The 21,615-nt window shown below is 45.1% G+C and carries 26 protein-coding genes; 1 reads left to right on the top strand and 25 read right to left on the bottom strand.

Going from position 1 to position 21,615, the window contains the following annotated elements; translation table 11 throughout:
* Positions 1-63: 63 nt before the first annotated feature.
* The 24 genes from BLS15_RS21445 to BLS15_RS21330 form a co-directional block, all read right to left on the bottom strand.
* Positions 64-882, bottom strand: coding sequence for a class I SAM-dependent methyltransferase (locus tag BLS15_RS21445; RefSeq protein ID WP_090513686.1), 819 nt, complete (start codon positions 880-882; stop codon positions 64-66).
* A gap of 37 nt (positions 883-919) precedes the next feature.
* Positions 920-1,405, bottom strand: coding sequence for a DinB family protein (locus tag BLS15_RS21440; protein ID WP_090513681.1), 486 nt, complete (start codon positions 1,403-1,405; stop codon positions 920-922).
* Positions 1,406-1,430: 25 nt separating this feature from the next.
* Positions 1,431-2,132, bottom strand: coding sequence for a hypothetical protein (locus tag BLS15_RS21435; protein WP_021255076.1), 702 nt, complete (start codon positions 2,130-2,132; stop codon positions 1,431-1,433).
* 271 nt (positions 2,133-2,403) lie between these two features.
* Positions 2,404-2,889 carry an 8-oxo-dGTP diphosphatase gene (locus BLS15_RS21430; protein ID WP_021255077.1) on the bottom strand — a complete coding sequence of 162 codons (486 nt, stop codon included), beginning with the start codon at positions 2,887-2,889 and terminating at the stop codon, positions 2,404-2,406.
* A gap of 124 nt (positions 2,890-3,013) precedes the next feature.
* Complete coding sequence (locus BLS15_RS21425) at positions 3,014-3,694, bottom strand: HAD family hydrolase (RefSeq protein WP_021255078.1); 681 nt, start codon at positions 3,692-3,694, stop codon at positions 3,014-3,016.
* A 58-nt stretch (positions 3,695-3,752) separates the two neighbouring features.
* The gene (locus BLS15_RS21420) at positions 3,753-4,334 is read right to left on the bottom strand and encodes a hypothetical protein (protein WP_021255079.1); all 582 of its coding nucleotides are present in this window, start codon (positions 4,332-4,334) and stop codon (positions 3,753-3,755) included.
* A gap of 61 nt (positions 4,335-4,395) precedes the next feature.
* Entirely contained in the window at positions 4,396-4,692 is a 297-nt protein-coding gene (locus tag BLS15_RS21415; protein WP_021255080.1) for a DUF5316 family protein, read from the bottom strand.
* A gap of 188 nt (positions 4,693-4,880) precedes the next feature.
* Positions 4,881-6,575 (bottom strand): M3 family oligoendopeptidase, encoded by a 1,695-nt coding sequence (locus BLS15_RS21410; RefSeq protein ID WP_021255081.1) that lies wholly within the window; start codon positions 6,573-6,575, stop codon positions 4,881-4,883.
* A gap of 305 nt (positions 6,576-6,880) precedes the next feature.
* Entirely contained in the window at positions 6,881-8,575 is a 1,695-nt protein-coding gene (locus BLS15_RS21405; RefSeq protein ID WP_090513678.1) for a M3 family oligoendopeptidase, read from the bottom strand.
* 113 nt (positions 8,576-8,688) lie between these two features.
* Positions 8,689-9,204 (bottom strand): hypothetical protein, encoded by a 516-nt coding sequence (locus tag BLS15_RS21400; protein ID WP_021255083.1) that lies wholly within the window; start codon positions 9,202-9,204, stop codon positions 8,689-8,691.
* Positions 9,205-9,217: 13 nt separating this feature from the next.
* Positions 9,218-9,715, bottom strand: coding sequence for a Tim44 domain-containing protein (locus tag BLS15_RS21395; protein WP_021255084.1), 498 nt, complete (start codon positions 9,713-9,715; stop codon positions 9,218-9,220).
* Between the two features lie 289 nt (positions 9,716-10,004).
* Positions 10,005-10,547: a hypothetical protein gene (locus BLS15_RS21390; RefSeq protein WP_021255085.1), complete on the bottom strand. Its 543-nt coding sequence runs from the start codon at positions 10,545-10,547 to the stop codon at positions 10,005-10,007.
* Positions 10,548-10,799: 252 nt separating this feature from the next.
* Entirely contained in the window at positions 10,800-11,519 is a 720-nt protein-coding gene (locus BLS15_RS21385) for an alpha/beta fold hydrolase (protein ID WP_021255086.1), read from the bottom strand.
* A 60-nt stretch (positions 11,520-11,579) separates the two neighbouring features.
* Positions 11,580-12,020 (bottom strand): GNAT family N-acetyltransferase, encoded by a 441-nt coding sequence (locus BLS15_RS21380; RefSeq protein WP_090513676.1) that lies wholly within the window; start codon positions 12,018-12,020, stop codon positions 11,580-11,582.
* A 190-nt stretch (positions 12,021-12,210) separates the two neighbouring features.
* Positions 12,211-12,957 (bottom strand): type I methionyl aminopeptidase, encoded by a 747-nt coding sequence (gene map / locus BLS15_RS21375; protein WP_090513673.1) that lies wholly within the window; start codon positions 12,955-12,957, stop codon positions 12,211-12,213.
* A gap of 208 nt (positions 12,958-13,165) precedes the next feature.
* Positions 13,166-13,387, bottom strand: coding sequence for a hypothetical protein (locus BLS15_RS21370; RefSeq protein ID WP_044355742.1), 222 nt, complete (start codon positions 13,385-13,387; stop codon positions 13,166-13,168).
* Between the two features lie 275 nt (positions 13,388-13,662).
* Positions 13,663-14,379: a pentapeptide repeat-containing protein gene (locus tag BLS15_RS21365; RefSeq protein ID WP_090513671.1), complete on the bottom strand. Its 717-nt coding sequence runs from the start codon at positions 14,377-14,379 to the stop codon at positions 13,663-13,665.
* A gap of 57 nt (positions 14,380-14,436) precedes the next feature.
* Positions 14,437-14,763: a PadR family transcriptional regulator gene (locus BLS15_RS21360; RefSeq protein WP_090513668.1), complete on the bottom strand. Its 327-nt coding sequence runs from the start codon at positions 14,761-14,763 to the stop codon at positions 14,437-14,439.
* A gap of 234 nt (positions 14,764-14,997) precedes the next feature.
* Entirely contained in the window at positions 14,998-16,713 is a 1,716-nt protein-coding gene (locus BLS15_RS21355; RefSeq protein ID WP_090513665.1) for an ABC transporter ATP-binding protein, read from the bottom strand.
* Between the two features lie 164 nt (positions 16,714-16,877).
* Positions 16,878-17,702 carry a nucleotidyltransferase domain-containing protein gene (locus BLS15_RS21350; protein ID WP_090513779.1) on the bottom strand — a complete coding sequence of 275 codons (825 nt, stop codon included), beginning with the start codon at positions 17,700-17,702 and terminating at the stop codon, positions 16,878-16,880.
* Positions 17,703-17,726: 24 nt separating this feature from the next.
* A complete protein-coding gene (locus BLS15_RS21345; RefSeq protein ID WP_090513662.1) occupies positions 17,727-17,921 on the bottom strand; it encodes a hypothetical protein in 195 nt (64 codons plus the stop codon).
* Between the two features lie 170 nt (positions 17,922-18,091).
* Positions 18,092-18,514, bottom strand: coding sequence for a metallothiol transferase FosB (gene fosB / locus BLS15_RS21340; RefSeq protein WP_021255096.1), 423 nt, complete (start codon positions 18,512-18,514; stop codon positions 18,092-18,094).
* Positions 18,515-18,632: 118 nt separating this feature from the next.
* Entirely contained in the window at positions 18,633-19,604 is a 972-nt protein-coding gene (locus BLS15_RS21335; RefSeq protein ID WP_021255097.1) for a GNAT family N-acetyltransferase, read from the bottom strand.
* A 32-nt stretch (positions 19,605-19,636) separates the two neighbouring features.
* Positions 19,637-20,194 carry a GNAT family N-acetyltransferase gene (locus BLS15_RS21330; RefSeq protein WP_028531539.1) on the bottom strand — a complete coding sequence of 186 codons (558 nt, stop codon included), beginning with the start codon at positions 20,192-20,194 and terminating at the stop codon, positions 19,637-19,639.
* 278 nt (positions 20,195-20,472) lie between these two features.
* On the opposite strand from BLS15_RS21330, the gene aac(2')-IIb reads away from it, so the two are divergent.
* Positions 20,473-21,246: a kasugamycin N-acetyltransferase AAC(2')-IIb gene (gene aac(2')-IIb / locus BLS15_RS21325; protein WP_254777384.1), complete on the top strand. Its 774-nt coding sequence runs from the start codon at positions 20,473-20,475 to the stop codon at positions 21,244-21,246.
* 77 nt (positions 21,247-21,323) lie between these two features.
* On the opposite strand, the gene BLS15_RS21320 is transcribed toward aac(2')-IIb, so the two are convergent.
* Positions 21,324-21,615: integrase core domain-containing protein (locus BLS15_RS21320; RefSeq protein WP_139170706.1), on the bottom strand; the 292-nt coding region annotated here is incomplete at its 5' end.

The following is a 21,615-nucleotide window of genomic DNA, read 5'->3' as shown; positions in this document are numbered from 1 at the left end:
AGCTTCGCGGCGTTCGCCTCGATACTGAGTCATCGAATTGTCGAGCAAATTGTAGAATGTTCGCTATCGGACTTTCTTGCCGATGTATAACAAATGGGTTCCTGTTCCTAGCAGCGAAGGATCGGCAGCAGTATCATATAGCAACTGATAGAGTCCCTCGAGCTCTTGTTCGCCACGGCTCGACCAATATTGCCACTGCTCCGGTGTCAAATTTCCTCCTAGCCCAGAGGAGCTGATCAACTGGATTCCTTCAAATCCATGTTCACGCATGAATGGCATAATCTCTTCCACCTTGTAAAAATATGCGCCCGTAAATCTGCCTTTATCTGCATGATTAAATATTCCGGTATGTAAAAAATCTTGCAAAGCCTCTACGTTGTCAAGCGGCTTCCAATTCTGTGGAAATTTAAGAGAGAGAAGGGTGTGTACAAGGCGTGGTCGGAATGCAACAAAGACGATACCTCCCGGTTTTGTTACACGGTATAATTCTTCTACAGCGGCTGCCCGCTCCTCTGCCTCCTGCAAATGATACAACGGCCCTAACATGAGAGATGCATCATACTGTTCATTCGGTAGCATATGTAAATTCCTAGCGTCTGCGGCATAGAATCCGCGAAATTGTGCAGCGAGATTAAGCTCAGCAGCCTTATTCTCTGCAAAATCAACGGAGGCAGGTGTTAGATCAGTTAAGGTGACCCGATAACCAGAGCGAGCCAATTCCATCGCGTACCGCCCAGGTCCGGCACCATTATCCAGAACCTCCCCTTGTGATGGAAGATACCGTTTCATGTAATGCCAATTGATTTTAAATTCTAAGCTCTCCCGCTCTAATCTTCCCCACTCGTCAAATCTTGTGTAATAATCAACGATTTCTTGCTGCATCTTAACCCCTCCTTTTATCCCAAACCATGATGTATGATTAAGCCCCTAATTGTGAGTCCCATACTCCTTGCAGCTTGCGCAAATAAACAATCTGTCCGGCGTGATAGGCAATATGAGCATTCATATTGATGAGCGTCGATTCCCAAGGTTCATCGGAACCAGGACGTGCAGTGCTCTCGCTGGACGAAGTCAATTCCTGTTTCCACTGATCAAGAACAGAAGCGAACCGTTGCAGCAGCTCTGACCAATCCTCCTCGGTTCTATCAGACTTACCCAATCTAAAGGTTTCTTCATTTTCCATTGTCAGATCAGGGACTAGTTTTTGCTGAAAGCGAAGCAAGTAGCGTTCTTGCCAAAAGAGCAAATGTTCGGCAATCTCCCATATTGAGTGAACCTGATCACTCGGCTTCCATAGCGCCTGTGTTGCGGACAAGCCATCCAACGATGCGAATAACGGAGCGAACCAGCCTTTTTCTAAGGTGCAGACGAGAAATTGATCGAGCAATAATTCTTTCTTGTTCATTTTCTTTCTCCTCCAAACGCTATATTTATACTTGGGGCGTCGATTGCATTCGCTTTCGAGCGCGCGATCTCCATTTGTATAACAACCAGGTCCATGCGGCAGATTCTGTGCTCTTATGCGTGGCTACATGATCTAAGAATATAAAGTCTGACGGCTCGACATGAATGCGAGCGAGCGGCTTTACTGAAGTGCAACTGGTCCATTCATCGAACGCGGCAGCTTTCTGTTCGGGGCCGTTGAACGTATCCTTGGACAGCAAATAAATCGTCCCACTCCTCCACGGGTGGTTGGTGTCTTCAAACGTTTCTCTTGTTAAAGAGAAAAAATAAAATCTCTTATTCCGTAAGCTAATTACACATCCATTGCGAAAATTGATCTTCAGCTTCGCGCGGTCGAGCACGGCATAGAACATGGCCCAAATTCCATCACTAGTCGCAAAAACCGCCTCGGTCATGATCCCGTTGTACAACGTTTGCTGCTTCGTAAGCAGCTCATCGATTTCTGGATGATTCGATCCGTGTAGCAGCACGTTCTCCGCAGCAGCGATGTAACGTAGAAACCGTTCTTTTGAATAAGAAGGAGCAATCCGTACGATGCCATCCCCATCAAGCGCTTCTTGATATGCCCGCTTGTATTCCCTCATTTCTTCTTCTGAACAGCTTAGAGGCGCTGTTGTTCTAAGAAGTATGCGCAGCCCCAGTTCCGCAAGAATTGTAAGCAAGGACACGATATTGATCCTCCTAAAAAATGCGATAATAACCTGCAATCTTTAATACCATATTTAACCACACCAATTACTAATGTGCAATCTTTATAATTCTCATTAAGATACAATGAGTGCTGCGTTCCCCCTTCAACAAGAATGTCGGATCATGCAGAGGGCATGCATGACATGATTTCGATATAAACACACAAAAAAACGCCAGGCAATCTCGGCGTTTTCTGCGAAGGCTACATAATACGAGTTCACATTCCTACTCGATCGGTTGTCCTCTTCCTCATACAAGCAAGACAATCTTCTCTTCTATCGCTTGCTTCTCCTCTTCATTCCATACTACGGATATCTCAAATGTCCCTTCCTTGAAAAACAAAGAAAACTTACGTTTGAACCAGGACTGCATTGGCAATTCCAACGCTTCCTCAATTGGCACCCACCCCAATTCCCCCTCAGGAGGATTCTTCAACAATTCTCCCTCATAGGAGGTAGCCAAATAATTGAATACCATGTACCGATAATTCGTAGAAGGAACGACATATTCGTCCAAGCCCTTATAGATCAGTCCACTCACGCGCAGACCTGTCTCCTCAAAGACTTCTCGAATTGCACCCTCTGTCAGACTTTCTGGAAATTCGATCTTGCCTCCCGGAGCCAAATATCCAGGAAAGCCCTTACTGTCAGGACGATTCATCAAGAGTACTTGATCTCCATCCTGTACCATACACATCGTATACATACCATATGTAATTTCATTCGATGCAGTCATTTCTATCCCCCAACTTTCATGTAGAACAGATCATTAGAGTTCCGATCGTTAGTATCGTTGTTTATTGGCAGGAAGACCTTGTAGTTCATTCACCTGACGTTCCAGTTTCTCGATTCTAGGAAGATTACACAGATTCAACTTGAGAGCTCGGTGCGACGCTTGCGAGTACAGCATTCAATTCCTTCTCCGCCATCGAGTCTAATCGTCCATCACTGCCTGTGAATTCCATATGCGAGGTAACATTGTTCGGTACGACCACACAGTAAGCTCCCGCTGCTTTGGCTGCGATCATGCCGTGCATCGAATCTTCGAACGCAACCGCTTCCGTGCCTTTAACATCAAGTTCACGCAGCGTCTTCTCATATAAATCTGGAGCAGGCTTGATACGTTCCACATCATCTGACGTGTTCACAACTTCAAAGTAAGAGCGAATATTGAACTTATTCAAATAGGATTCAACCCACACACGGTTCGAGCTAGATGCAAGTCCGATACGTAATCCAGTACGCTTCGCTTCGGTTAGATACATCTCAACTCCAGGTCTCAAGCCCTTCCCTTCCATGATAATCGCGAACTGCGCATCCGCCTCCCGCTTGAATTCGTCTCGATCTATCGGACGATTTGCATGTTCTACGATATAATCCAAAGGATCAAAGTGCTCGAAGGAAGCACCGACACACTGTCCCCATACTTCTATTTTCAAGTCTACTCCGTATGCAGCACTTACCTGTTTATACGACTCATACCATGCTGTTTCCGTATCGACAATCAAGCCATCAAAATCAAAAATAACTGCTTTAATCATTCGAATCCGCTCCTTCTACCATGCAGATGCCACAGCAATATGCACAGAATTGTTGTCGTTATTGTTGGTTGTCAAACACACGTTCTTCCTTCGACATGCGAGACTGCTTTTTCATTCTCTTCTGTTCTTCCTTACACAGCGCATCGTTCACTTCTACCTCAATCTCGGTCAGTACTTCTTCCAGCTTCTTCGGCTTGGCTAACAGATTAAAACCTAGTGCACGCACCGTATTGATAGGCCCAGCTGGGAGCGCCCACCAGCCAAATACGAAGGTATACAGACTGAACGCCATATTCAGAAGCGGTGTCAGATGATAACCCTTCACATAATAGCCTGTTTTCGTTCGATAGCTGAATATCCCGAAGGATAGACAGACCTCATACTGCACGAATTCGGATTCGTGATCAATTAGACATTGTTCATAGTTGGTTCCTTCTTGTCGAAGCTGCTCACGATTCAAGTACAACCAAATCACGAATTCATTACTCCGCTTCTGATCCTTGCGGAATACGATATACAGCAGAAGCATTACCGAGAGAACAATAGATTGAAATACGATATTGCGATAATCATGCCGAATGATGCTAGACACTAAAAAAATGGCAAAAAGCCCTGCTACAAGTAACAATACAAAGTGCATGATTGAATCTCCTGTTGACTAGTTAATCCATGATTTCTGATACCGAAAGTTCGTACCCAAGCTATTGGCTAATTGCTAATAAAATCAGAGATAGCACAATAAATGGGGTGGACATGATTAGAAACAAGGTTCCCCACCGTTCACGGTTCTGCCGCTCGTCCTTACTGCTCGTATGGTGGATATATCGTGCCTGATTCGGATCGGCAAACACGCCAAATAATAAGGCGCCTATTCCAATCAGGATTGCAGCTGTGAGGCCCAGCCATTTGCCAGCTGTGGTTAGGCTAGCTACACTTACTAAAATAAGTGTTAGAAGCAGACAGCTTCCACACGCGATGCCTAGCCACTTCATCTTCATGCTATCCCTCCTTCCTCAACCAACCCAGTTATCTTTCTATAACTTGCACAGCTATATTATACACGACCGCACACGATTACGAACCCTGTAATTCCCAATCCTCTTCCACTGTTACTCCATCTGCTCCGAATGCAAAGACCACAAGTACTATTTCGCTTGTGGCCTTCATTACTACTTCAATTGAAGGCTTACAAGGCAGTATCGTCAACCTTGTTCAACCAGTTCTCAATGTCCCCGATCACTGAAGCAATACAGCCATCTTCGAATGGTGAGATCAGTCCCGCTACTTGTACCAAACCTGTGAAGGATTGACTTCCACCTGCACGGCACAGCTTCAAATAGTCTGCCCAAGCGGACTTCCAGTCTTCATTCATACGCTTCCAGAATTGGAATGCGCACAATTGCGCCAAGGTGTAATCGATATAGTAGAATGGCGATTGATAAATATGTCCTTGCTTCTGCCAGAATCCGCCGCGCTCCAAGTAATCATTGCCTTCATAGTCTCTGTGCGGCAAGTACTTCTTCTCGATGTCGCGCCAAGCAGCCTTGCGCTCCGCAGGTGTTGCTTCCGGATTGCTGTATACGAAATGCTGGAACTCATCTCCAGATACACCGTGTGGAATGAACTGCAATCCGCCCGCCAAATGAGCGAACTTATACTTCTCTGTATCTTCCTGGAAGAACAGCTCCATCCAAGGCCATGTGAAGAATTCCATGCTCATCGAATGAATTTCTCCCGCTTCATAAGTTGGCCAGTTATATTCCGGAACCTCGAAATGACGACTCTCGTACACTTGGAACGCATGGCCCGCTTCGTGTGTCAATACGTCGATATCATGAGACGTACCATTGAAGTTGGAGAAGATAAACGGCGCGCCAAACTCACTTAAGAATGTGCAATAACCGCCGCTTTGCTTACCCTTCTTGCTCACAAGATCCATCAGCTCGTTCTCACACATAAAAGTGAAGAACTCGTTCATCTCCGGAGACAGTTCTTGATACATCTTCGCTCCGTTCTCAAGGATCCATTCTGGATCGCCCTTCGGTGCTGCATTGCCTGTCTTGAATTTGAAGGATTCGTCATAGTAGTACATTTGATCAACGCCGATCCGCTTGCGTTGGCGCTCTATCAGCTTCATTGCAGCTGGCACAATATGTTCCAGCACCTGTGCTCTGAAATTCGCGACCATGTTCGCATCATAATCCGTACGGCACATCCGGTCATATCCAAGCTGAACAAAATTCTCGTAGCCAAGCTTCTTTGCAATTTTCGTACGTACTTTCACCAGATCATCATAAATGCGATCGAACTTCGCTTCGTTTTCCGCCATGAATCCGAACCTCGCCTCAGATGCACGCTTACGCATGTCACGATCTGTAGACAGCTCGAATGGTGTCAATTGTGCCAATGTACGCTCTTCCCCTTCGAATGGGATTTTGGCAGAAGCGATCAATTGAGAATGTTCGGTTGACAGCTTGTTCTCCAGCTGCAAGTCTTCAATTATTTCAGGGCTGAACGTCTTGAGCATTTTCTCAGCCAACTGGAACAGCTGAATGCCCCATTTCTGTTCAAGTTCTGATCTGAACTTCGAATTCACAAGCGCCCGATAGTAGTCTGTTATGTATTCTTGGATTACTGGAACTACCTCGTCCATGTATTCCTGCTCGGCTTTGTAGAATTCATCATTCGTATCGATCGAATGGCGAATAGATACCAATTGCACCTGTGTATCGAATTCATTGCGAAGCTTGTTAATGTCAGACATGATGTCATCCTGCTGCTCGAAGCTTTCTGCAGCTTCAAAGGAACTGATCAGTCGTTTCATTTGCTGTTCAATTTGTTTCGCATCCGATCGGATATATGCGTATTCACTAAACTTCATCTTCTTATGCATCCTCTCTATTAGATAATCCATAGATTATTTTGGTGGGGAATATTGTAGAAAATAGAAGCCGGCTGCACCACATGAAGTTCCGAAACACTTTAGCTTTACTCTACCCGCCCTTTCATAGCCGTACATGGAAGAAGTAAAAATACTATCTACGAACCCCTCTCCCCTAATATTACCAGTACATCAATTTGCAATAAAGGGAAAACAGCTAAAATTCGACCTTATGCAAAGACCACAAGCACGACTCGTGCTTGTGGTCTAATTGTTCTTATCGTTTACGATTCAATGCTGATTGCTTACAATGCTGCATCATCGACACCATTCAACCAGTTCTCAATGTCCCCGATCACCGAAGCAATACAGCCATCTTCGAATGGTGAGATCAGTCCCGCTACTTGTACCAAACCTGTGAAGGATTGACTTCCTCCTGCACGGCACAGCTTCAGATAGTCTGCCCAAGCGGACTTCCAATCTTCATTCATGCGCTTCCAGAATTGGAATGCACACAATTGTGCCAATGTGTAATCGATATAATAGAAAGGCGACTGATAGATATGGCCTTGCTTCTGCCAGAATCCGCCGCGCTCCAAGTAATCATTGCCTTCATAGTCTCTGTGTGGCAAGTACTTCTTCTCGATATCGCGCCAAGCAGCCTTGCGCTCCGCAGGTGTTGCTTCCGGATTGCTGTATACAAAGTGCTGGAATTCATCCACCGTTACTCCGTATGGGATGAACAACAGCGCGTCAGCCAAATGAGCAAACTTATACTTCTCCGTGTCTTCCTGGAAGAACAGCTCCATCCATGGCCATGTGAAGAACTCCATGCTCATCGAGTGAATTTCGGCAGCTTCATACGTTGGCCAGTTGTATTCTGGCACTTCGAAATGACGGCTCTCGTACACTTGGAACGCATGGCCCGCTTCATGTGTCAAAACATCGATATCGCCGGATGTACCATTGAAGTTGGAGAAAATAAACGGTGCGCCATATTCACTCAAGAATGTACAGTACCCGCCGCTTTGCTTGCCTTTCTTACTGACAAGATCCATCAGCTCGTTCTCACGCATAAACGTAAAGAACTCATTCATCTCTGGCGACAATTCTTCATACATTTTAGCACCGTTCTGTACAATCCAATCTGGATCACCCTTCGGCGTCGCATTCCCTGTCTTGAAGTTAAACGACTCATCATAGTAGTACATATGATCAACGCCGATCCGGTTGCCTTGACGCTCCTTCAGCTTCGTAGCTGCTGGCACGATATGTTCTAACACCTGCGCTCTGAAGTTCGCTACCATTTCCGCATTGTAATCGGTACGGCACATACGGTCGTATCCAAGCTGAACATAATTCTCGTAGCCCAGTTTCTTCGCAATCTTCGTACGCACCTTAACCAGATCATCATAAATACGGTCGAACTTCGCTTCGTTCTCGGACATAAAGCCGAACTTCGCTTCAGAAGCACGCTTGCGCATATCGCGATCTGTGGACAACTCGAACGGTGTCAGCTGTGCCAGCGTGCGCTCTTCCCCTTCGAATAGAACTTTCGCAGAAGCAATCAATTGGGAATATTCTGTCGACAACTTGTTCTCCAGCTGCAAGTCTTCAATGATCTCAGGGCTGAATGTCTTAAGCATCTTCTCTGCCAACTGGAACAGTTGAACGCCCCACTTCGCCTCGAGCTCCGCTCTATACTTCGAATTCACTAGCGCCCGGTAATAGTCAGTTATGTATTCTTGGATAACGGGACCTACTTCATCCATGTACTCTTGTTCTGCTTTGTAAAATTCGTCATTTGTATCGATCGAATGGCGAATGGATACCAACTGCGCTTGCGTATCGAATTCACTGCGGAGCTTGTTGATGTCTGACATGATGCGATCTTGCTGTTCGAAGCTTTCCGCAGCTTCAAAAGAACTGATCAATTGTTTAATTTGCTGCTCAATTAACTTCGCATCAGGTCGGACATATGTGTAATCACTAAATTTCATCTCATATGCACCCTCTCTATTAGATACTCCATAGATTATTATAACGGAAATGTTGTAAAAAATAACTATTTAAAAGTAAGAGAGTGTGCATATGCGCTAATAATTTTTGATAATTACGTTACAAGCTCAACAAATTCTTCTACGTTATGCTGAATATAATGATGGATGTGTTCAAGCGTCGCTGGTGCTTGCTTCTTGTACGCTTCATAAAGGTGAGATACCTTGACGTAGAGTTCCTCATTTTGTTCCAAATCAGCAACGATCGCTTCGCGCCAAGATCGGTCTGGCTTGCGATTGTATGACTCCACTAACGCTTCTACTTGGTCATACAAGCGCAGCATGCCTTCATCCTCAAATTGCCGCATGCCCTTCTTCAAGGCCTGCCACGCCCGTAGATCACCTACAAAATAAGAGGAAAACCAATAAAACTCATCGATAGATTCAGTATGCTTATGAAACACAAAAAACATAAACAGCGCCTTTTGACCCTCGGTCAACTTAGCATACACCTGTGACTTCTCAATAGGATCCTTGCCCTTGATTCGCTCAATTATAGGCTCAATCATCTTCCAGCCCAGCGAGTCTTGTGCAATCGAACGATATACGTCCGTTTGCATTTTAATAATCATGACAATCAACCTCCTAGTTGTACTTGCTCATTAATGGCTCTCCATCCCGATCACTCAATATGAACAATCCCCCATCCTGGATTGCAAAATCCATCTGACCTGCCGGCACTTCGATCACTTCAATCAGCTGTCCCTGTGCATCACGCAGCTGCATGGTCATGGAATACGTAAATGACATTGACTTCACCGTCTTAGGTTCAGCCTCAGTCTCAGATTGTTCTTCTAGCTGAAATGAAGTCACTTCGATATTGCATTGCTGTTTCTTGGCTGTACCTAACGCAATGGCCAGAGTTCGGTTTCGATACAGTTGGTTATATGTCTCTCGGGTCAGGAAAGGCTTAATCCTCTCGTATCTCCCGAGGAGCTGATCCACATGTCCTGTAATTTGCGTATAATCGGGTATATCGTATTGTGCTTGCTTAAATGCTTCGGCCAACTTCGTGTACTGCTGCCATTCTGTTGACGAGCAGCCGATTGTGGACAACATGACACAGAAACACAATACAGTCATCCATATGATCCTCATCCTGAAATTCATACCTCCAACTCACAAAACGAGGAATAACTATTACCTGCAAGATGAATCAATCCATCGAAGACATCCGATGAAATTGGAAGATCAAGAATAGTTGGAGCACTGTCATGCACATATAAAAATGGAAAAATCACATGTTGGGGGCAAAATATCATTTCGTGTGTAAAGAAAGAACGAGTTGTTTGTTGTGGAAGTCTGAGGTGTGCTTCTTCGCCTTTGCTTGCCTGTAGAGCGCATCATAGGGCAACAAAGACAAGTTATTCTTCTATTGAGAACCATGTTCCGCTACTTCCTGCTTGTTACGGAGGGAATGAATGAGAAGTGCAATGAAGTAACTGAACACAATCGTGAAAATAATCCCTAATAAATACGTGAATAGATTGAAGAAAGCAGAATTCATATACGGAGTGAGCAAATAATCCAATAAGGAATTGTTCGAAACATCATCGGGTACGCCCTCTCTCATAAACACAAAGCGCTGTACCAATCCTAATCCAATCGATATTCCAATGAGGAAAATGAGAAACCCGCTGTTGGACTTCTTATTACTCAACCGATTCATATAAACGAATCCTGATGCAGTACCAATGAGGGACAGCAACAAGAGGTAGAACGGAAGAAATAGGAGGATTGCAATCAATCCTATGTTGCCATTGCCTGATGTTCTGCCCGTTGAATGATAATGAATGGTCATCATATCAATGAGTTCAAGTTCGAGGAGCGTGACGACGAATAGGCATACAAAAACACCAAGCATAATCTTCTGCTGCTTGGAGCCGGAGATGACTGCATTCCAAAAGTTTGACATCCGTACACCACCAGAGATTTATAATATATGCCATATTGTACCATTTATTTGTTATGCAGATCAACACCTCAATTATGCCTAATCGGTGAACTTTATTAGCCACCTTCCCAACAATCGTAGACTTATTCCCAATATAAAAAAGAGAAGGAACAGTGCACTCCTTCTCCCTGCATCATCTTTAATTTTCACCTTTTTAGCTCGACCTCAGATCCGATTATAAAAGTTGTAAAAGTTCCCGAGCCCTGCCCTTGCTCACTTGTCACACTGATTCAAAAAGTCTCGAATCGTCTCATACAATCCTTGTTCTTCCGTCATTCTAATTCCATGCCCAGAGTGAGCGAAGGGCCGCACCGTCAGATCCGCGCACATCAACTTGTAACGATTCAGATCTTCTTCCGTAATCATTGAATCATCCAGCATACCATGCATAACTAGAACAGGCTGTGGAAGCATGATTTCAAGAGCAGCATATTCAGAATCACGATGAATTCCGATAATCGCTTCCTGCCGAATGTGCGGTAAGCGTTCGTGCGGAATGATGTATTCATGTAAGTATTCTTCGGCCCACGCTTCGCTCATGGCCCGATGCTCAGGCGGATAATCATCAAGCAGCAGACTGCGTATATGCGGCTTTTCTGCTCTCGTATACCCCAACGCATAGGATACTCCTCTTGAGTGGCTGTACATGTGATATTGAATCAATCCAGCGGTCTGTACAACCTTCTCGATATCGGCCACATGCTCCTCCAAGCCATATCCAGTGAGCGGTGTGTCACTATGTCCTCGTCCACGGAACGACAATGCCACACATCTTCGTGGAAGCAAGAATTCCATAAGTGCTTCAAATTCCTCCGCGCTCTCGGACAATCCTGGGCAAATAAGCAATGGGGTAATAGACAGATCTGCTTCATCCAACGTATCCAGAACATGTATGCCTACGCCATCGCTGCTGTTCGTCCGATACGATTTCATCGACATCCCCCTTTAATTGCGAAGTCGTTGCAAGATCTCTTCCTTCTCTTGCGTCATTGCTTAGTTCAATGGCTTAATAAAGCCATATGCCGTATCCTTCGTAAATCCAAGCTTCTCATAAAATTGATGCGCATCCGTTCTCCACGCACTTGATAAAAGAACGACACTATGACAGTCGCTTTCTACGGCAATTTTCTCAATCGCATCTACGAGGAGTTGTCCAATGCCTTTTCGATGATAGCTTTTGCTGACGATCATATTTTCCAGCACCATGAACGAGCGACATTGACCTGTTAAGTCATAACAGCGAATCCCCATTACGGAGCCGACAAGCTTGCCGGAATCATCTACTGCACCTATGAATGTATAGTCTGGGTTCGATTGCAGCGCAGTAAATCTTTCTCTTAGCCTTTCAATGTTCGTCTCACTGTTATCGAGCTCCGTATATAACTCCGCTAACTCATTAAGTTGAGTTCGTGCAACTGTCTGTATATGTATCATTGATTGATCCCCCTTTTCGCGATATACAGATATATCCATTCTATAATCACTCTGACAAATCCTTCAACATATAAATTAACCGGGATACAAAAAGAGAAAGCGCCCTCTAAATGGGATGATCTCCACCAGAGGGCGCTTGCACATGCTCACATACATGACGCGTGTAACAACTGCTCGCAGCTGTTTCCACTTATAAGGTTGTCAAAATAACTGGACCATCCTTCGTAATCGCAATCGTATGCTCATATTGCGCCGACAAACCGCCGTCAGCTGTACGTGCAGTCCAACCGTCGCTGTCGAGCTTCACATGGTAGCGGTCCGTATTCAGCATCGGTTCGATCGTAATGACCATGCCTTCCTTCAAGCGAATGCCGCGATTTGGAGAACCATAGTGCGGTACTTGCGGCTCCTCATGCATATCCTTGCCTATACCATGGCCGATGAAGTCTCTTACTACCGAGAATCCATTCGCTTCTGCATAGGATTGAATCGCATGTCCGACATCTCCGAGTCGATTGCCTGGAACCGCCTGCTCGATGCCGAGATACAAGCATTTCTCCGTAACGGTGAGCAATTTGTCTGCCTGCTCCGATACTTCACCGACACGGTAGCTCCACGCTGAATCAGACAGAGCGCCATTCAAATTTACGACCATATCAATGGTTACGATATCGCCATCCTTCAATGGCTCTTTGTTCGGGAACCCGTGACAGATCACATCATTCACAGATGCGCATGTCGCAAACGGAAAGCCGTGATATCCCTTCTGTTCAGGCGTTGCACCATGCTTATGCAAATAGCGCTCCACGAACTGATCGATCTCATGTGTGGTCACGCCAGGCTTAATCATACCTGCGAGCTCTTGATGCACCTGCGCAAGCAGTCTCCCCGATTCGCGCATTGCATCGATTTCTTGCTGACTTTTCAAAATAATCATATTTCTACACCTCAATAGCTGCGTAATGACGTAATATATCTTATTGTACACCAAAACACATTGCTACCCGGTCATTTATCACAAAAAAATTCATTTTGGCATCAATTGGTGTCTTTTCGCGGTCTTTCCACTCCACTGTAACATGCTGCATTTCTTAGCCTTATACAACATGGGAGGGTTGGTAGATAATCCTCCCCATATGAGCTTCCTACTCTTCTGGCTGCAAACTCTCAATGGCCGTAAAAAATACATCCATTAATTCCATTTCGAAGTTGTGCTGTACATAATCCGTAATTTCATGAAGTTCCTGTTCGGATTTGAATTCAAGCACAGGACGTCCTTCGCATTTCAAGACGGTACAGCTATACTTCTCTTTGACCTGCTCGATGATATAATCTTGACTGACTGGTGCAACAGATTTTCCACTCATGCTGTGACTTGCCCCCCCTATTATCTTTGCCAAATGTTACATATGTATCATTTCTAGCAATCAGCAGCATGATTGTCTATGAAGTTAATCACAATCGATTCGAAGTAATTGTTCATAGGGATCGCCTTCAAGCTGAAGAAGGAGAGGGCAGCGTACCGATAAGGTGTACGGCTCTAACCCCCCCATAATATACAAAAACTTACCCGCTGCCTAATGGCCCGCAGGTAAGTTCACATTATGAATTCTTCATCCTTTACGCAGACTCACCAAGCTTCTTAGCGCACCGTTACATTGGACAAATCAGCCTTATAGCTCTTCAGCAGCGCATAAGTCAGCTTATCCATCGTCGCTCCGTCGAAAATCGTCTTCTTCACATCTGTCTTAAAGGACACATTGTTGAATACCGCATTGCGGAATGTTGTCTTTCGCAATCCAGCATAATCAAACACAACCCCATTGAATGTTAAGTTGTCGAAGCTCACGCCAGAGAAATCAGAGGACTTGAACGTGGTATTCTCGAAAATACAATCTGTGAAAATCGCTTTTCTCGCGCTTGACTTCACTATTTGCGCACCTGACAAATTTGCCCCTGTAAAGTTGACCTGATCCAAGCTGCTGCACTTGAAAGAACTGTTCGTTAAATCCGAATAGCTGAAATCCGATCCTTTCAAATTGCTGTAATTGAACTGCCCATCATGCACAGAAGTCGATTTGAAATCAGAGTATTCCAAATTGCTTTTCGAAAAGTCCATCCCCACCTTCTGCTGCAGCTGAACCGTTTGCGAATTAATACTCTCAATGAGTTCAGAAATCTCACCAATCGATTCAATCGTTAGAAGATAGGCTGCCTCATCATCATAACCCTCCTTCTTCAAATCGCTCAGCTTCTCCTGTAAATCATACAGCAGTTCTTCCTTCAGTTCCTGGATCTGCTTCAAATCTTCATATGGGGAAAAGACGCTGTCCAAGTATCGTCTTAGTCGCTCATTCATCGCATATTCCACCTTTCTTATAGAGGTTGTTCAAAAAGTCCGCTTTTGATCACGCACTTATATCAAAATATCTAATATTTTCTTCGCATATTCCCAATTCTGCTTATTGTCTGTATACGTGACGCGCCCTTTGTCCGTAATGCGGTAATACTTCCGTCTACCGCCATGTGTCTCGTCGCCCCAATAGGAAGTAATGTTTCCTTCTGACTCCAGCCTCTTCAGACTGGAATACATTGTGGCTTCCTTCAGCTCGTATTGCCCGTCTGATCCACTGTGCACCAGCTTGCATATTTCATAACCGTATTTATCTCCGCTCATCAGCAGCTTCAAAATAATTGTATCCGTATGGCCGCGCAGCAAATCGGAAGACAGCTTCGCATTCATGCAAGGATCACCTCCTCAATAACAATATAGATCAAAGTACTACGACAGTCAAGGTACTATTATGATCATTGCAAATTATCCTCACACAACCACCTGTTGGAAGTGCTCCAAGTACCCTAATCGAACAAAACAAAAAGCCTGATTCGAAACGCAATCATGCGTGAATCAGGCTTCAAAATCTAATTCATTTTATCATACAAATATACAAGTATGGTCAGCACATAAAATTAGATGCTATTCTCTGAATTGCGCCTTGTGCAGTCGGCTATACACGCCGCCTACGGCAAGCAGTTCGTCATGACCACCCTGTTCTACAATTCCCTTATCGGTTACAACTACGATACGATCGGCATTCTTAATCGTTGCCAAGCGATGAGCGATAACTAGCGTTGTCCGTCCCTCCGACAATTCCGCTAGAGACTGCTGGATAGCTGCTTCCGTCTCCGTATCAAGTGCAGATGTTGCTTCGTCCAAGATAAGGATTGGCGGATTCTTCAAGAACATACGCGCAATGGCAAGGCGCTGCTTCTGACCTCCCGACAGCTTCACCCCACGCTCGCCAATTACTGTGTTCATGCCGTCCGGCTGATCACGAATGAAGTCATCCAGTCGCGCGCGCCGTGCTGCTTCCCAAATATCCTTATCGGAGGCTCCAAGACGCCCATATGAGATATTCTCACGAATGGTTCCAGCGAACAAGAAGACGTCCTGCTGCACGATGCCAATCTGCTTGCGCAGCGATTGCAGCTTCAAATCGCGAATATCAACGCCGTCTACCGTAATACTGCCTTCAAGCACATCGTAGAATCTCGGCAGTAAACTGCAGAGCGTCGTCTTGCCAGAGCCCGACGGCCCTACGAAGGCAACCGTCTCGCCGGCGTTGATGGCAACGTTAATGCCGCGCAGAACAGGACGATCCCGTTCGTAACCGAACGTAACATCTTGGAACCGAATATTGCCGCGCAGCATGCCCACATCCACTGCATCCGGCTTATCCTTCACGTCAGGCTCGGTGTCGATAATCTCTACATAGCGCTTGAATCCAGCGATTCCTTTCGGATAACTCTCGATTACGGTATTAATCTTCTGGATCGGGCCGAGGAATACGTTCGTCAGCAAAATAAACGCCAAAAACTCTCCGTAAGATAATTCCTTCTGAATGACAAACCATGTACCGCATAGCAGTACAAATACGGTTACAATACGCATCAAAATATAACTGATTGACGTATTCCACGCCATGATGCGATAAGATAACAGCTTCGTCTTGCGGAAGCGGCCGTTGTTCTCTGCGAACAACTCCTTCTCATGTGTCTCGTTAGCAAAGGCTTGAACAACGCGGATGCCGCCAATGCTGTCTTCTACGCGAGCATTGAAATCAGCAAGGTCTGTCATCATTCTCCGAAATGTCCCCATCATCTTCTTATTGAAATAGATCGTGATGGAACATAGTAACGGAACAACGACGAACGTCAACACGGCCAGCTTCCAGTTCAACCCTAGCATAAGACCAAATGCGCCGAGCAGTGTCATCACCGCAATGAATAAATCTTCCGGCCCATGGTGGGCTACCTCTCCGATTTCAAGGAGGTCATTTGACATGCGGGACATCAGCTGCCCTGTCTTATTGTTATCGAAGAAACGAAATGACAGCTTCTGCAGGTGCTCGAACATTTTCTTGCGCATATCTGTCTCAATGTTAATGCCGAGCATATGCCCCCAGTACGTGACGACAAAATGCAGCACCATATTAATCAAATAGATCACGAGCAGGCCAATGCAAGCCCATACGATCCACGTCCAGTTCCCCGTTGGCAGCAGCTTGTCCACAACCTGGTTCACTGCCAGCGGGAACCCGAGCTCAAGTAATGCGACGAATACCGCACAGGTAAAGTCTAAGAAGAACAGCCCCATGTAAGGACGATAATAGGAGAAAAACCTTCGCAGCAATCGATTCCCTCATTTCTCTATGTCGGTATAATCATAATCAACAATCTATGTCATTATATAGCATTGATAATGATTATCATAGAGAAAAATAAAAAAGACTCGAGTTCACTCCTCCGCGATCCCGAATCTTCAGAAATACATCGATATTATAATTGCGTTACCAATCAAATTACACTGCTAGGCTCATTATCGAACAAATGGTTGCACTCATTCAGCAAATAAGTCATATACGCCAAGGCATCCCGCTTCCTCTCCCACTTCGAAGCATAGTGAGACTCCCCGATGCCTCGTCTTTCGTTGATCGATTCTTGCAGAATCTTATGCCACCGCGCAGGAACTATGCTCAATGCATATTCCCCCGCTCCAGCCTTACTCACAATCGCTCTTTCACGGAACGTATACCATTGTCTGGTTACACCAAGTACACCCCATGCAACTTGAGCACGATTGAGCAGCAGGAAGGAATGAATCGACAAGAACGGTATTGATCTCTGTATCCAATTCGCCCAATAGGTGTTCAAATTCTCATGCATGTCAGACAAGAACAAGTTCATATCTAAGGGAATATCCAATTCAGCCACAGGCGGCCCAACGATTGTTAGGCCGTGATGCTTCATTTCATACCAGGTCACAGGATTGAGCTCGAAATAACCTGCTCGGTTCATCTTCCCATCACAATAATAGGGAAACGACGCAATTTCATGAGGCAACTTGCCTATATCCTCCCAAGTCAAGTAGATCCCGTTCATATTAGGCTTTGGAGCAAACCGCCTTACTTTCGCATGAATAATAGCCATTTGTCTGATCTCATCTGCATTCAGTCGTTCACGAGTGATCGCAATGAAGTCAATATCGCTTAATGATAACGAATAATCCCCTAACGCAATTGAGCCATAGACATACAAACCCTCTAGCCAATCCTGCTTATATTCGTCTATTAACTTGATATATCGATTCAGTATAGTTTCAATCTCAGGTTGTATATTCACCAATGCTGTACGCTCCCTTGTATGTTACAAACTGCTCGGATACACAATCATCGCGATGATAACCAATGCGATAAGCAAACTAGCAATAAATACACCATAGCGGACACCACGTAGATGTTCTGTCTCCTTGTCGTAGTGCTCTCCTCGGCGAAATATGCCATAAAATAACCCCAACATCAATTCAAGCACCATCTTCATAAAGCTCTTCAGCGTTCGCATGGGTAAAAAACACTCCCTATCTAATCAGATAATGATCATTACCTCTTCTGACTAGTCTTGATGCAGCGCTTATTTCCTTTATGAACATTCTCAATATAGGCGTCATCCTTCTCTTTTAGCGATCAACCGAAATAATCTCTCTAAATAGTATTAGTTGAATATGGATTCATTCATTCCAAAAAAGTCATATGCGGCATCGTGTCCTTGTAATAGTCCAAGCGATCCGCCAATTGACCGGAGTGGAATTCAAATCGGTGTCCGTCTGGGTCTGTGAAATAGATCGACCGCTTATCCCGCTCATCGCGCTCTCTTCCAGGCAGTATTCGAGCACCGTATTGGACAAGCTTCGTCTTTATCTCATCAATATCATGTTCGCTTACAGTAAAAGCAATGTGGGTATAGGTAGGGTGAATCTCATCGCGTGGTACGTCTTGCTCTTCATTTAACGAAATCCATAATCCATGTAAATCGAAGTATGCCAGCTTGCGCCCCTTCACGACTAATTTCGCCTCAAGAATATGCTCATAAAATGAAATCGAGCGCTCCAAATCAGAAACAGAGAAGCATAGATGGTTCAATCCCTGCACCTTCATGTCTATTTCTCGCCACCTTTGTAAGTATTCATCGTTCATCCCGGAAATGTGTGATCATGCAAAAATGCACAGGAGGCGAATCTAGCGATTCGCCTACCCTGTTAGGAGTTGCTGACAGTTATGTACGATTGCTATCTAATCGATCAGTTTGTGCTGGAATATACATGCGCTGAACCTCTATTGGCCCAGGCATAAAACCAAGATTGTAGTATACCGATTCCGCTGTATTCCCCTGCATCACATACAGTCTTAGAACAGGATAGTGCCCTTTCAAATTAGATAATGCCGTTTGAAGCATTCTTGTAGCAATCCCCTGCCCCGAATAGGAAGGATGCACGGCAATATTATAAATAGCTGGGTAACTTCCTTGCATGGACACGAGACATGCGCCTACCACTTCATTCGTATGACTATCGACAACGATCGTCGAGGCGTTCCTTACCAAGTCATTCGTGTAAGACACATATTCGCGGATATCCTCTTGATAGAATTGCATATCCGTCTGCTGTCTGCGAATGGCATCTATCGAACCTGCACCGGCAAAACTTCGATATAAGAGCCTCGCAATGTCATTCTCGTTCCGCAGTTGATTGATGCCATCCTGCTGGATCATTTCTGGCGTCTCCACAACAAAGCAATCTTCCCACTTTACTTCAAAAGCTTCGGTTGGCCGCTGCATCCAGCGGCATCTGAATGCTGATGGCCAGAAGCCAGCCCTGCCTAGCAGCTCAACTTGATCTGGCAGTACCTCGAATATGATAATATCCTTGCTTAGATCAGACCAGCTGATTAGCGCTTCCTTCAATAACAGCACGATGCGCCGTTCATCTCTGAATGGCGGGATGAAGAAGAGTGTAAACATGACATTGGGCGCTATCACTACCCCGCCGATGCGAGCTTCGCCTTCATAAATCCAGAAGGGATCTCGCCATCCTTCAAATTCATATCTTTGATCCTTGAAAAAACCGTTATATTCTGAATTATAATAAACAGAGCAGTATATTCCCCATTCGATCTTATCCGCCTTCAGCAGGTATACCCGTTCCGCTAACGCATAGCGCTGCTGCTCAGGCTCCCATGGTGGGATCATTGCCATATGCATCACCTTTCAGCTGTTTTAGGTCAGTTCCCATCATGCTGTATCTGCTCATATTCGTCCTTCAACACGCTCATCACGATAACATCCGTGTACTTTCCGTCCTTGAACATCTTCTGGCGGAGTCTCCCTTCCTCCTTGAAGCCACAGCTGATATAACAACGATGCGCCCGCTCATTGAATGCATACACTTCCAGCTCCAGCCGGTTCAAATTCAAGGAGTGGAATACAAACTTCTGCATCAGTCGAATCGCTTCCCTGCCATAACCGGCACCAAGCATATCTTTGCGGCCGATCACGATGCCAAGTACGGCGGAGCGATTTTTCCAGTCAATCTGATGCAAATCAATTTGACCGATATAATCCAACGATTGCCGATCAGCGATGACGAAGCCTTTCGATTTAGACGAACTGTCAATCATCATTTCTAGAAAGGCTTCCGTATCTTGTTCCGCATGCGGATACAAAAAAATATCACTCAGTGTATTCGTTATCTCCTCATCATTTGCCCATTTCCGAATCCACCCCAAATCTTCTCTGCGATATTCGCGTAATGTGATGCGGTTTCCATGTAAATATGGCATCATCAGCACCGTCCTCTCTTGAAATTATTAGCTATTTCCTACCATTTATTTTTGCTATCATAACAATCAAGACCTAATCCATCAAGCTAATTTTCATTACAAGCTATTCTTTACTTCGACCACCTGTATACAGAGTGCCTTATCCACTCTTTGGAAACGTCACACTAGGGTGCAACACTGCGATGGCTGCATACTGCATTCGCATAACGCAAGACTTTTCCTTAGAATCACGATGAAACAGGAAGCAGAGGTACACGTAGATAAAGAATTAGGGTACGATGCAAATCAATAACAACTTGGGGGTGCTACTCATTCAAACGAAAAAAGAAAATCCAGAAACAAATCTGATGTCTTCTTATAAGCTTATGAACATGCACGCTGAAGCCCTGTTTACACATGATGACAAGATGCAGCTTCGCTCGATTAACGAGCCGTGGCCTGGTGAGCGTCCAGCTCCTCGCTTTTTCTTAGGACGAACCATGGATGGCAAGACGATATGTAGATTTCGCCATGATGTTCCAAGCTCGGTAGTCGAACAACTGGAGTCATTAATCAAGGTTGAACCCGCAATTCGTGATATTCATGCAACACCGAAGCACTATGAATCCTATATGAGCCTCCTGCATGCTGAACATTTCACAATGGGGCCTTGTTACTATGTACCTGATACCAGCTTGGCGGATGCGGGTTCGGAGAAGCCAGTAACGATCACGAAAGAAAATATAACAAAATGGGATTACAGTGGATTCGAGTGGCTGGCCTCAGAAATCGAGTATGCACAGCCTTGTGTCGCAATCGTTCACCATGAGCAGATTGTATCGCTATGCCGGAGTGTTCGTATTTCTTGTCACGCTCATGAGGCTGGGCTAGAAACACTTCACGACTTTCGTGGTAGAGGGTACGCAGCTCACGTAGTTGCAAGCTGGGCTCAAGCGGTCCGCAGGATCGGAGCCATCCCGTTATACAGCACGTTCTGTGACAACTTCTCTTCACAGCGTGTCGCCGCAAAAGCTAATTTGCCGATATACGGAGTCAACTTCACTATCAGATAGCACCTATCTATAGCAGGTAAAAAAAAGCACCGAGGTTCGGTGGTCAAGACCCCATTTAGTGGACATAGAAAAAACACCTAAGCAGCAAGCTGTCGTCGGTACTCTACTGGCGGCAGCTTCTTTAGCTTTCTTTGTGGTCGATTATGATTATAAAAATGAATATATTCTTCAATTCGCCTTTGTGCCTCGTCCAAACTTCGGATATGATAAGGATAGAGCCCTTCCGTTTTGAGATGCGAGAAGAAGCTCTCCATAGAGGCATTATCGTAACAATTGCCTTTCCGAGACATGCTGATTTGGGCGCCAACCTTCGGCAGCATGTCATGGTAAGCGTAGGACGTGTATTGGAACCCTTGATCGCTATGAACG

Source organism: Paenibacillus sp. cl6col, from assembly GCF_900102125.1.
GTDB lineage: Bacteria > Bacillota > Bacilli > Paenibacillales > Paenibacillaceae > Paenibacillus_B > Paenibacillus_B suaedae.
Note: the sequence above shows the minus strand (reverse complement) of the source record. Positions and strands in the feature narration are given on the sequence as shown.

Bases quoted from the DNA above. Each gene is read 5' to 3' on its own strand.
- BLS15_RS21445 (WP_090513686.1), bottom strand. From the start codon at position 882: ATGCAGCAAGAAATCGTTGATTATTACACAAGATTTGACGAGTGGGGA.
- BLS15_RS21440 (WP_090513681.1), bottom strand. From the start codon at position 1,405: ATGAACAAGAAAGAATTATTGCTCGATCAATTTCTCGTCTGCACCTTA.
- BLS15_RS21430 (WP_021255077.1), bottom strand. From the start codon at position 2,889: ATGACTGCATCGAATGAAATTACATATGGTATGTATACGATGTGTATG.
- BLS15_RS21425 (WP_021255078.1), bottom strand. From the start codon at position 3,694: ATGATTAAAGCAGTTATTTTTGATTTTGATGGCTTGATTGTCGATACG.
- BLS15_RS21420 (WP_021255079.1), bottom strand. From the start codon at position 4,334: ATGCACTTTGTATTGTTACTTGTAGCAGGGCTTTTTGCCATTTTTTTA.
- BLS15_RS21415 (WP_021255080.1), bottom strand. From the start codon at position 4,692: ATGAAGATGAAGTGGCTAGGCATCGCGTGTGGAAGCTGTCTGCTTCTA.
- BLS15_RS21410 (WP_021255081.1), bottom strand. From the start codon at position 6,575: ATGAAGTTTAGTGAATACGCATATATCCGATCGGATGCGAAACAAATT.
- BLS15_RS21405 (WP_090513678.1), bottom strand. From the start codon at position 8,575: ATGAAATTTAGTGATTACACATATGTCCGACCTGATGCGAAGTTAATT.
- BLS15_RS21400 (WP_021255083.1), bottom strand. From the start codon at position 9,204: ATGATTATTAAAATGCAAACGGACGTATATCGTTCGATTGCACAAGAC.
- BLS15_RS21395 (WP_021255084.1), bottom strand. From the start codon at position 9,715: ATGACTGTATTGTGTTTCTGTGTCATGTTGTCCACAATCGGCTGCTCG.
- BLS15_RS21390 (WP_021255085.1), bottom strand. From the start codon at position 10,547: ATGTCAAACTTTTGGAATGCAGTCATCTCCGGCTCCAAGCAGCAGAAG.
- BLS15_RS21385 (WP_021255086.1), bottom strand. From the start codon at position 11,519: ATGAAATCGTATCGGACGAACAGCAGCGATGGCGTAGGCATACATGTT.
- BLS15_RS21380 (WP_090513676.1), bottom strand. From the start codon at position 12,020: ATGATACATATACAGACAGTTGCACGAACTCAACTTAATGAGTTAGCG.
- map (WP_090513673.1), bottom strand. From the start codon at position 12,957: ATGATTATTTTGAAAAGTCAGCAAGAAATCGATGCAATGCGCGAATCG.
- BLS15_RS21370 (WP_044355742.1), bottom strand. From the start codon at position 13,387: ATGAGTGGAAAATCTGTTGCACCAGTCAGTCAAGATTATATCATCGAG.
- BLS15_RS21365 (WP_090513671.1), bottom strand. From the start codon at position 14,379: ATGAATGAGCGACTAAGACGATACTTGGACAGCGTCTTTTCCCCATAT.
- BLS15_RS21360 (WP_090513668.1), bottom strand. From the start codon at position 14,763: ATGAATGCGAAGCTGTCTTCCGATTTGCTGCGCGGCCATACGGATACA.
- BLS15_RS21345 (WP_090513662.1), bottom strand. From the start codon at position 17,921: ATGCGAACGCTGAAGAGCTTTATGAAGATGGTGCTTGAATTGATGTTG.
- fosB (WP_021255096.1), bottom strand. From the start codon at position 18,514: ATGAAGGTGCAGGGATTGAACCATCTATGCTTCTCTGTTTCTGATTTG.
- BLS15_RS21335 (WP_021255097.1), bottom strand. From the start codon at position 19,604: ATGATCCCACCATGGGAGCCTGAGCAGCAGCGCTATGCGTTAGCGGAA.
- BLS15_RS21330 (WP_028531539.1), bottom strand. From the start codon at position 20,194: ATGCCATATTTACATGGAAACCGCATCACATTACGCGAATATCGCAGA.